Raw genomic sequence first — 9,927 nt, 5'->3', positions numbered from 1 at the left:
ATCACGAACTTTGTGTCGATTGATCTTGGCCGTCCGCTGCACGTCTATGACCGCGATAAGCTGAACGGTGCGCTTGTGGCCCGCAAGGCCGTCGACGGTGAGCAGATGGTCGCGCTCAACGGCAAAAGCTACACGCTTGACGCAAGCATGACCGTGATTGCCGACGATGCAATGGTGCATGACATTGGCGGCATCATGGGCGGCGAACATAGCGGTGTGTCGGAAGGCACGACCGACGTCCTCATCGAGTGTGCCTTTTTCGACCCAGAGCATATCGCACGTACTGGCCAGAAGCTTGCATTGACCAGCGACGCACGTCAGCGTTTTGAACGCGGCGTCGATCCTGCCTTTTTGGATGACGGGTTGGCGATTGCAACCAAGTTGGTCCTGGACCATGCTGGCGGAACCGCAAGCGCCATCGCGCGGTCCGGCCAAGCGCCAGTTGCGCCGCGCAACATTTCATATGATACCGATTATTGCCGACGCCTTGGCGGCATTGACGTGCCGCAGGACGAACAGCGCAACATCCTCGAAAGGCTTGGCTTTTCCGTGACCTCCGACTGGAGTGTCGGTGTCCCATCATGGCGCCGTGACGTCGACGGCTCAGCCGATATTGTGGAAGAAGTTGTCCGCATGGTTGGCCTCGACAATGTCGTGTCCGTTCCGCTTCCGCGCGCAGATGGCGTGGCCATACCAACCTCGACGCCTGCACAGTCGTTGGAGCGCAAAGTACGCCGCGCCGCTGCTGCACGCGGGTTGAACGAAGCGATCAATTGGTCCTTCCTACCACAAAAGGCGGCGGACGCCTTTGGTGGCGGTGACTGGAGCCTTGCAAACCCGATATCCGAGGAAATGAAGGTCATGCGGCCTTCATTGTTGCCCGGGCTGCTATCGGCCGCACAACGCAATATGGATCGCGGCGCATCAGCCGTGCGATTGTTTGAGATTGGACGGCGCTACTTTGCAGGCACCGATGGCATGAGCGACGAGCGCGTCACGGCTGGCATCGTTCTGGCAGGCGAGCGTTCGACACGGAACTGGGCATCGGGCAAAGCGGCACGCTTTGACGCGTTCGATGCAAAGGCAGAGGCGATAGCGCTGCTGAAGGCCGCTGGTGTGGCCACGGACAATTTGTTGGTGATGGGCGATGCAGGCGCGCATTATCATCCGGGTCAGTCTGCGACATTGCGCATGGGACCAAAAAACATATTGGCGGCCTTTGGCACATTGCATCCAGCAACCGCGAAGGCATTCGACCTTGATAGCAATATCGTGGCGGCTGAAATCTTTCTGGACGCCATACCGCTCAAAAAAGCTGCAGGGTTTATGCGTCCGGCATTTACCCCGCCTGCATTGCAGGCCGTGACGCGCGACTTTGCGTTTCTGGTCCCAGTAGACACCCCCGCCAATGACCTTCTTCGGTCCATCAAGGGTTGTGACAAGGACAACATCGTCGCGGTGCGGCTATTTGACCGTTTCGTCGGTCAAGGCGTTCCTGAGGGCCAAGTCAGCTTGGCAGTTGAAGTTACGCTGCAGCCGTCCGACAAAAGCTATAGCGATGACGATCTTAAAGCCATCTCAGACAAGGTGCTCGCGGCTGCCACAAAACTGGGTGCAGTGCTGCGCGGATAAAAAGGCCGGGTGATTGCCGCCGACCTGCTGACAAACGGGTTGAAGCGATAATCAATCGTCCCTAAGCCGCGGGGCATGACGCTGAACCGCCGGACCTTTGCCATTATTTCCCACCCTGACGCTGGTAAGACCACGCTGACGGAAAAACTGCTGCTGCAAGGCGGCGCGATCCACTTGGCTGGCGAAGTCAAGGCACGCGGCCAAGCGCGGCGCGCGCGTTCAGACTGGATGAAGATCGAACAACAGCGCGGTATTTCCGTTACCTCGTCAGTGATGACGTTCCAGAAAGACGATATCGTCTTCAATCTGCTCGACACGCCGGGGCATGAGGATTTTTCGGAAGACACGTACCGTACACTGACCGCTGTCGATTCGGCCATCATGGTCATCGACGCTGCGAAGGGCATCGAACCGCAGACCCGCAAACTGTTCGAAGTTTGCCGCCTGCGCAGCGTGCCGATCATAACCTTTGTCAACAAGGTCGACCGTGAAGGCCGTCCGGCATTTGAAACCATAGACGAAGTCGCCGACGCGCTCGCCCTTGATGTATGCCCGATGAATTGGCCCGTCGGCATGGGCGGCGAGTTTGAAGGGCTTTATGATTTCAACAGCGGCCGTCTGAGCCAGCCGTCCGGCGACAGCAAGGCTTTCGAAGGCAAGACCAGCGATCATTCGGGCCTGAACGCCGAAACGCTCGAGCAGGTGTTGACACCAGCGGGTGTTGCCCGGCTGCGTGAAGAAGCCGAGCTTGCCCAAGCCGGCTATTCTGACTTTGACTTGACCGCGTTCCAGAACGGCGACCTGACACCTGTGTATTTCGGCTCCGCCTTGAAGGAATTCGGCGTGATTGAGCTGATCAATGCCATTGCGGCCTACGCCCCGTCACCCCGTCCGCAGCCAAGTTCGAAAGGCGATATTGACCCGTCGGAAAAAGAAGTCACTGGCTTCATTTTCAAAGTGCAGGCCAATATGGACCCGCAACATCGTGACCGCATTGCTTTCATGCGTTTGTGTTCCGGCACATTCAAGCGCGGTATGAAGCTGACACCGTCAGGGCTTGGAAAGCCAGTTGCGATCCATTCCCCGATCTTGTTTTTTGCGCAAGACCGCGAAATTGCCGACAGCGCCGAACCCGGCGATATCATTGGCATTCCCAACCATGGCACGTTGCGCGTTGGTGACACCTTGTCCGAACGCAACGATGTGCGCTTTACAGGCTTGCCGAATTTCGCGCCGGAAATCTTGCGCCGCGTTGTGCTGCGCGATCCGACCAAAACTAAGCAACTGCGTAAGGCGCTAGATGACTTGAGCGAAGAGGGCGTGATCCAGGTATTCTATCCTGAAATCGGTTCCAACTGGATCATTGGCGTAGTCGGGCAGTTGCAGCTCGATGTGCTTATCTCGCGGCTTGAGGCGGAATATAAGGTCGACGCATTCTTGGAAGCTGCACCTTATGATACGGCGCGCTGGTTGATTGGTTCAGAGAGCGCATTGGCGCAATTTATATCCTTTAACGGCGGGAACATGGCGAAGGATCGCGATGGCCACCCTGTTTTCATGGCGCGGTCATCATGGGATGTCAGCTATCAACAGGAAAAGCATCCAGACCTGAAATTTAGCGCGACCAAAGAACGCTAACGCCAGACAGAAACGCCAAAGGGTTCGATGTCTGCGCCACCGATTACGAACTGGGCACCGTCTGGTGCAGGCGCTTTCGCCGATATGTCAGCGAGGTTGAAGGCAAAGGTGAGGTCACCGCGCCGGCGCAAGCGCAACGTCAGCGGCAGGGGCGTTATCGCAATCCCCGCCTCGGCACATAAATCAACAAGCATGTTTTTGACACACGCGTCATCGGTCAAGGTTGCGAGATATAGGCTGCGCCCCGACCGGATCGCCGCAGGTGCGCCATCCTCATACGTCGCGATGACCTCTGCGTCGCCAACCTCAATCGTTTCGCGCCAACGACCACTTTCGTGGATTGTGTCTTTGTAAGAGATTGTCCCGTTACAATCGGGGCGCAACGTTTCCACAGACGTCACTTTGATCGGTATGAATGCGCGCAGCCGACCGGGCGGCAGGCCCGCACTGATTGAAAATTCCTCTGTCTTAGCGCCGGAGCGCGGGCCGAATAGCAACAGTCCCTCGCTTGCGTTCAGTCTATCAAACATTGCGTCGTCAACCAATGCCAGCGACGGCATAATGATCAGCCGGTAACCCTCGAGCTCCGCTGCACCTGCCGAAACAAAGTCCACATCAACGCCAAGCCCGCGCAAGGCGCAATAATATTGGAACACGACTGCATCATAATGATATCCCGCGCCTTGGCGCTCAATATCGTCCACCCATCCCGACACAGCGTCGATAACAATCGCAACCTGTGCCTTTGACGCGACCAGTGACAAGTCACCAAGCATTTGAATCTCTGCTGCGACCTGCGCAACTTCTGCCCATGCCGCGGCAGGCATATCATCCGGCCGCAACAACCCTGCATGCATTTGTTCTTGCGCAAACGGCACTTGCCTCCAGCGGAAATAGGCCACACAGGCCGCGCCATGGGCAAATGCCTGAAGCGTCCAATGGCGGACCATGCCGGGTGCCGGGCGCGGATTATGTGGCGCCCAGTTCACGGGACCTGGCTGCTGCTCCATTACCCACCAGGGGCCTTTGGACAGGCCGCGCACGGAATCAAAGTTTAGCGCAGCAAGATCGGGGTGCCCGGTGCGCATAAACGGCTTCCACTCGTCCGCAGGCGCCTTTGCCATCAATTGGTCGGAAAAACCGAGCGGATAATTGTCGTAGCTCACAAAATCGAGCGCCTGGGTTAAAGCCGCATTATCGACACCCGTTGTAGCAGGCGGAATGATGTTGTGCGTCACCCATTGGTCGGGCGCGGCATGGCGCCGAATGGCGGCAATCATAACATCGTGAAAATGCACAACCTGTTCCGAAACAAACCGACGATAGGCCAAGCGATGCGCTGGATTGGTTTCGCACACGGTGAAAAATGGCAGTTCAATCTGGTCGAAATTGTCATATTCCATGGACCAGAAAACGTTGCCCCACGCGGTATTCAGCACGTCAATCGACCCATAACGTCGCGCGCAATAGGCGCGAAATTTTTTCAAGGCCGCTGGCGATGCGCTCATGCTTGTATCGTGACAACATAGCTCATTGTCGGTTTGCCAACCGGCAACATCGGGGTGGCTGCCATAACGCGCCACCATGGCTTCGGTGATCCGTTCGGCCTGCACCAGATAGGTTCCACTCGAAAAATCATAATGTCGCCGCGACCCAAACCCACGCACGTGGCCGGTGTGAATATCAACTGGTAGAATGTCCGGATATTTGTCGCACAGCCACTTGGGCGGCGTTGCGGTTGGCGTGCCCAACACCAGTTTCAAGCCAGCCGCAGCCAAGGTTTCAATCGCGCGATCCATCCACGCCCAATCATAGACCCCTTCGCTTTTTTCAATCTGGCCCCAGGCAAATTCGCCTATGCGGACATAGGTCAAGCCCAAGTCGCGCATACGCTGCGCATCGCGCGACCAATAGTCTTCCGGCCAATGTTCAGGATAATAGCAGACGCCTAACATATGCGTTGGTTTAGCGAACCGCGCGCAACTGACAAGTCCGCAAGGATGTCATGCGCGTTGCGCAGAATTGAAGCAAAGAGGCGCCGCTGGCAGAAAAACCGATTAGTGTAAGCGATACAAACGCGGCACAATTTGGGCACTTTGCCATTTTATCGCCATGAGTCTCGACTATGCAATGGCGCATGGCTCAAGTTGGACACATCGAATCGCGCGTGAGTGACATGTTATTAACGCCAGTGCAGGATGCATTGCCGGGCATCGATGTAGCCGATCGCGCGGCAGCGCTTAAACGCGTTCCCGACGATAAAGCCATGCTGCACGCGGTCACTGAACTGACCCGCGACCTTGGCACACCCAACCCGCGGATCTTTTGGTCCGACTTTTTGGCATCGGCTTTCTTGGGCTATGTCGGACTATTTGTGGCCATCATCTCTGGAAACATTTGGCTTCAATGTGCTGCCGCTTTGGTGGCGGTGCTCGCGCTCTATCGCGCCGGCGGCTTCATTCATGAAGTCACACACGTTAAGCATTCCGCGCTTCCCGGCTTCCGCTTAGGGTTCAACGCGGTGATCGGCGTACCACTGTTGGTGCCGTCCTATATGTATGAAGGCATCCATAATCTCCACCACGCACGCACACGTTACGGCACCGATCAAGATCCTGAATATCTACCGCTTGCCTTGATGAAGCCTTGGACATTGCCCCTGTTCATTGTTGCTTCGCTGTTCGCGCCATTTGCCTTGTTGTTCCGCAACGCGGTGCTTGCACCGCTTTCCTTGGTCATCCCACCACTTCGCAAGATTGTTGTTGAGCGCTATTCGGGCCTCGCGATTAATCCCGCTTTCCGCCGCCGCGCAGCCGAAGGCGAAGCACATCGCAATTGGATAATGCAGGAAACCGCCGCAAGCATCTGGTCGATTGCCCTGCTTGCTGGCGTGTTTACTGGATTTATTCCTATGAACGCGTTCTTGATCTTCCTGCTGATCGTTTCGAGCGTCGCGGTGCTCAACCAGGTCCGCACGCTGGTAGCGCATTTGTGGGAGAATGACGGCGAACCTTTAAGCGTGACTGCCCAGTTCCTCGATAGCGTCAACGTGCCGCCTCCGGGCGTGCTTGCGTCGATTTGGGCGCCCGTAGGGCTGCGCTATCACGCACTGCACCATCTGCTACCAAGCGTGCCCTATCACGCGCTAGGGGAGGCCCACCGCCGCCTGACGGCACAACTGGCGCCCGATTCCGTGTACCACCGCGCAAGCTATAATGGCTTGGCTGGCTTGGTCTATCGGCTGACGCGCAGCACCCTTGTGCGGGGCGCCTAAACGGCAACGTTCATCGCGGGCCTCGTTTTTACCGAAATCCCAGCATGATCCAAGGATGGTCTAAAATTGAGTTTTGTAAAACGGATATTTTGTAAACCGTTGATTTTACTAGAAAAACTGGCGGGAGCGGAGGGATTCGAACCCTCGACCCCAACCTTGGCAAGATTCGGCTCTATAAAATTTACACTATAAATCAGTAGTTTATAAAGCTCTTAAAAAATCCGAACACGATCCGAACATTTTCACCGCAATTTGCTCAGAAGGCTTTGTGTTCAGGTTTCCAGACAAATGCGGAGCGGCAGCTTTGCGCCCAATGTCCGTCATTCGAGACCGTTTCAGAACCCGCTAAAAGCGGAAGCTAAATAATTATGGGGGCTGCTCGACTTTGTGTGAGCAGCCCTCGCAATGAAGCTATCCAGCCAATCAGATCGCCCATCGGATCCTTGCAAATCCAGAGCGACGAGCCCCCGGAACGCGCGACCCCAAAGCCACGTCAGAGCCCGTAATCCGATTATATCCGGCCAGATACTCAAGGTAATATGCGTCAAACAGGTTTTCGACACCAAAATCTAGCCGGACGCCCTCGCGGATCAACCAATAGCCATATAGATTAGCGCGCGCGTGAGCTTTGCTGGATGCTTCGTTGTTAATCATCGATACCTTGCTCTGTTTGGCAACAAATTGCCCTTCAATTGACAGCGACCAGCGCGCCGCCTCCCAGCTTATGCCAAGTCTGCCATTGGCGGGGGCTATGCGGTAGAGATTATCAGTGATGTCGCGCCGCTTTGCCCGGACATAGCTGGCAACCCCATCGAGCCGTAACGGGCCGATAAGCTTTTTACCAAAAGCAATATCAGTACCCCAAATGGTTGCATCGGTATTGGCAAAGCGCAGCGGCGTGGGATCGCCGCTGGCGGCCGCGACCATTTCAACCGGCGTATTTATGACGCCCGGGCTATTATCGAATGGCACACCCTGAATGAAATCATCGATCCGACGATAGAATATCACCGGGCGGGCATAGGCATTTTCACCCTGCCAATCGACGCCGATTTCACCGACCCATGCTTTTTCAATCTTCAGATCGACCGAGCCGACATAGATATTGCCATCGGCAAGACCTCCGCTCGCTTCGGTCGGTAACCAGGAGAAGCGTTCCACCAGACTTGGTGCGCGCGTTTTGCGCGCCAGCGTAAGTCGCGGCGTAAAAGCACCCATATCTGCCCATAGTCGCAGCGATGCATCAACGCTTGTGCCCGACCAATTGCGGTCGGCGGCGGTAAAAGCATTCGCCAAATTGACTGGGCCTGCAGGAACTCCGGGACCATATCGAGGAGCCTCGGTAGAGGCGCCGTGCCGATCAACCCGCAGTCCCAGTTCGGATTCGACCGCGCCAAATCCTGATCGCCATTCAATAAACGCTCCAAAACGGTCACTTTTCGCGCGGTCGAGCGGGTGGATGAAGAACGCCGGTGTGAAAGGGTTGTAGAGCATATAGCCCTTATCGATAATTTCGAAATCGGCCCCGACCCGGATATGGCGATCATCCGTCCCAAACCGCAGATTAGCGTCTGCGCCCATCGTGTCGGCGTAGGTATCCGATTGCCGGGTCATCGCGGTGACAGGCGCTGGCCGCGATCCATAATTGTTCATCCGGTGGCCGACGCCGCTATAATTAGTATGTGCTTCCAAATGCAGATCATCTTTGAGATCGCCTTCAAATCCGAACCGCGCGAAGTCAGTTTTGAAATATACAATATCCATTGCAAAAGGTGGATTGCCGGACTGGCCGGTGTCCTGCCGCCGATATTCGATGCTAAATTCACCCGACCCGGCACGAAAGCCAGCGTGCACGCCATATACCGCCCGTTTAAACGAAGTGCTCGCAATCCGGCCGCCGGGGAAACGCAGATCATCGCCCTTCTCATAAGAACCTACAATACCGACACGAACTGCGTCGCTGGCCAAGCCAAGCATACCGCCCGCGGCAACACTGTCATCGGCACTACGATATTGGCTGGACACATCAACCTGCGGCGAAAAATCGCTGTTGCCATCAAAGCTGCTATATTTAAGGATTGTGTTAACCCCGCCGCCAAGCCCAGGACCATCCCTAACCGGCGAGATCCCTCGTGCAATTTCGACACGGTCGATCAAGGTCGTCGGCGCATAATGCATGGCAGGGTCCATCGCATTGGGGCCGCCGGTGGCAAAATGTTGGCCGTTGATGCGCAACAGGATGCGTTCGCCAAATAGGCCGCGCATCTGAACTTGGCCCGATAATGCACCATTGGCGATCAGCGCGGCGCCGGGCTGGCGTGCAACAAAGGCTGCGCCATCCGGACTGGTGGACAGTTCATCTTCGGTCTCGCGCGCCTCGTCTGTTGCCGTCAGGCGCGGCGCGGTCACAATGATAATATCAGCGGATTTTGGGTCGCTTCCTTTAGCGAAAGCAGGGTTTGTGGCCGTCAGAGCGACGGCCAAGCTAAGGATTGAGCTTTTCATAAGGGTAAATCTTCGCATGTTATGCAAATCCTTGGCCGCCAGTAAAACTGGCGCACGGCATGGATATTTGCATAAAAAAAAGGTGGTGCAGCGCAACAGCGATGGTCGCTGCAGCTTGTGCCGGTTCAGTTCAATATATCAGGCGAATAAGGGCGGGCCGCGAAGTGGTGGGCGTAGATGGCGCGTCTTGCGCTGCAAATGCGTAGCGCCATTTGTGACAATTGTGCCGACAATTACTGCCAGCGCAACGTTCAATAATGTACTGTGGTCCCCTGCCATCGATGCCATCGACAGGGCAGAAAATGCGCACGGCTCACTTTTTTGTCCATGATCGCTGTTATCGCGCTGCCCGCCTTTCGAGAGCGGAACTTCGACTTGGATACTAGTTTGACCGGGCGCGCCGTCTGCACAAATCTGGACTGTTAGTTTCAACGATGAGGGCGAAACCATGAAGCCTGCGGGAATCACTGCCCGGACGAGTAAAGCTAGCGCGAAGATGACCATGAGCAATGATCGCTGCTTGGGGATTATGGCGCGCATTGATGTCATACCTCGTTATCATAGACTTTGTAATGTGATGTGTCATTACCGAACCATATACAACGCGTGATACAAGCATTCAAATTATCAATTACATTAAGTGTGTAATTATGTTGGCATTGATCGGCGATTGGGATCATTGTTGAGATATCAAGTAAACCAAAAAGGAAATGACATGACACTCCACATTGGCGATATCGCTCCCGACTTCCATACTGAAACGCAAAATGGCCCGATCAGCTTCCACGAATGGGCTGGCAACAGCTGGGTATTCTTCTTCAGCCATCCGGCAGATTTCACGCCTGTTTGCACCACGGAAATGGGTCGCACTGCTCAGC

General features: G+C 55.6%; 7 protein-coding genes. 4 read left to right on the top strand and 3 right to left on the bottom strand.

The window, feature by feature from the left end; genetic code table 11:
• Nucleotides 1–1,632 (top strand): phenylalanine--tRNA ligase subunit beta (gene pheT, locus ACIQ2T_RS09540; protein WP_397590607.1); only part of this gene is annotated, 1,632 nt, incomplete at its 5' end.
• A 75-nt stretch (nucleotides 1,633–1,707) separates the two neighbouring features.
• Nucleotides 1,708–3,270, top strand: coding sequence for a peptide chain release factor 3 (locus ACIQ2T_RS09535; protein WP_397590606.1), 1,563 nt, complete (start codon nucleotides 1,708–1,710; stop codon nucleotides 3,268–3,270).
• Here ACIQ2T_RS09535 and ACIQ2T_RS09530 read toward each other — a convergent pair.
• Entirely contained in the window at nucleotides 3,267–5,225 is a 1,959-nt protein-coding gene (locus ACIQ2T_RS09530) for a beta-galactosidase (protein ID WP_397590605.1), read from the bottom strand. The genes ACIQ2T_RS09535 and ACIQ2T_RS09530 overlap by 4 nt on opposite strands.
• 221 nt (nucleotides 5,226–5,446) lie before the next feature.
• Between ACIQ2T_RS09530 and ACIQ2T_RS09525 the strand changes: the two genes are divergently transcribed.
• Complete coding sequence (locus tag ACIQ2T_RS09525; protein ID WP_397590609.1) at nucleotides 5,447–6,544, top strand: fatty acid desaturase family protein; 1,098 nt, start codon at nucleotides 5,447–5,449, stop codon at nucleotides 6,542–6,544.
• 423 nt (nucleotides 6,545–6,967) lie between these two features.
• Here the strand turns inward: ACIQ2T_RS09525 and ACIQ2T_RS09520 are convergent, their stop codons facing one another.
• Both ACIQ2T_RS09520 and ACIQ2T_RS09515 read right to left on the bottom strand, forming a co-directional pair.
• Nucleotides 6,968–9,049: a TonB-dependent receptor plug domain-containing protein gene (locus ACIQ2T_RS09520; protein ID WP_397590604.1), complete on the bottom strand. Its 2,082-nt coding sequence runs from the start codon at nucleotides 9,047–9,049 to the stop codon at nucleotides 6,968–6,970.
• 138 nt (nucleotides 9,050–9,187) lie between these two features.
• The gene (locus tag ACIQ2T_RS09515; RefSeq protein WP_397590603.1) at nucleotides 9,188–9,589 is read right to left on the bottom strand and encodes a hypothetical protein; all 402 of its coding nucleotides are present in this window, start codon (nucleotides 9,587–9,589) and stop codon (nucleotides 9,188–9,190) included.
• Between the two features lie 175 nt (nucleotides 9,590–9,764).
• Between ACIQ2T_RS09515 and ACIQ2T_RS09510 the strand changes: the two genes are divergently transcribed.
• On the top strand, nucleotides 9,765–9,927 hold a 163-nt coding region (locus ACIQ2T_RS09510), incomplete at its 3' end, for a redoxin domain-containing protein (RefSeq protein ID WP_397590608.1).

It is taken from the genome of Sphingorhabdus sp. (genome assembly GCF_044357595.1).
Classification (GTDB): Bacteria; Pseudomonadota; Alphaproteobacteria; order Sphingomonadales; family Sphingomonadaceae; genus Sphingorhabdus_B.
This window is presented reverse-complemented; position numbering and strand designations above follow the sequence as displayed.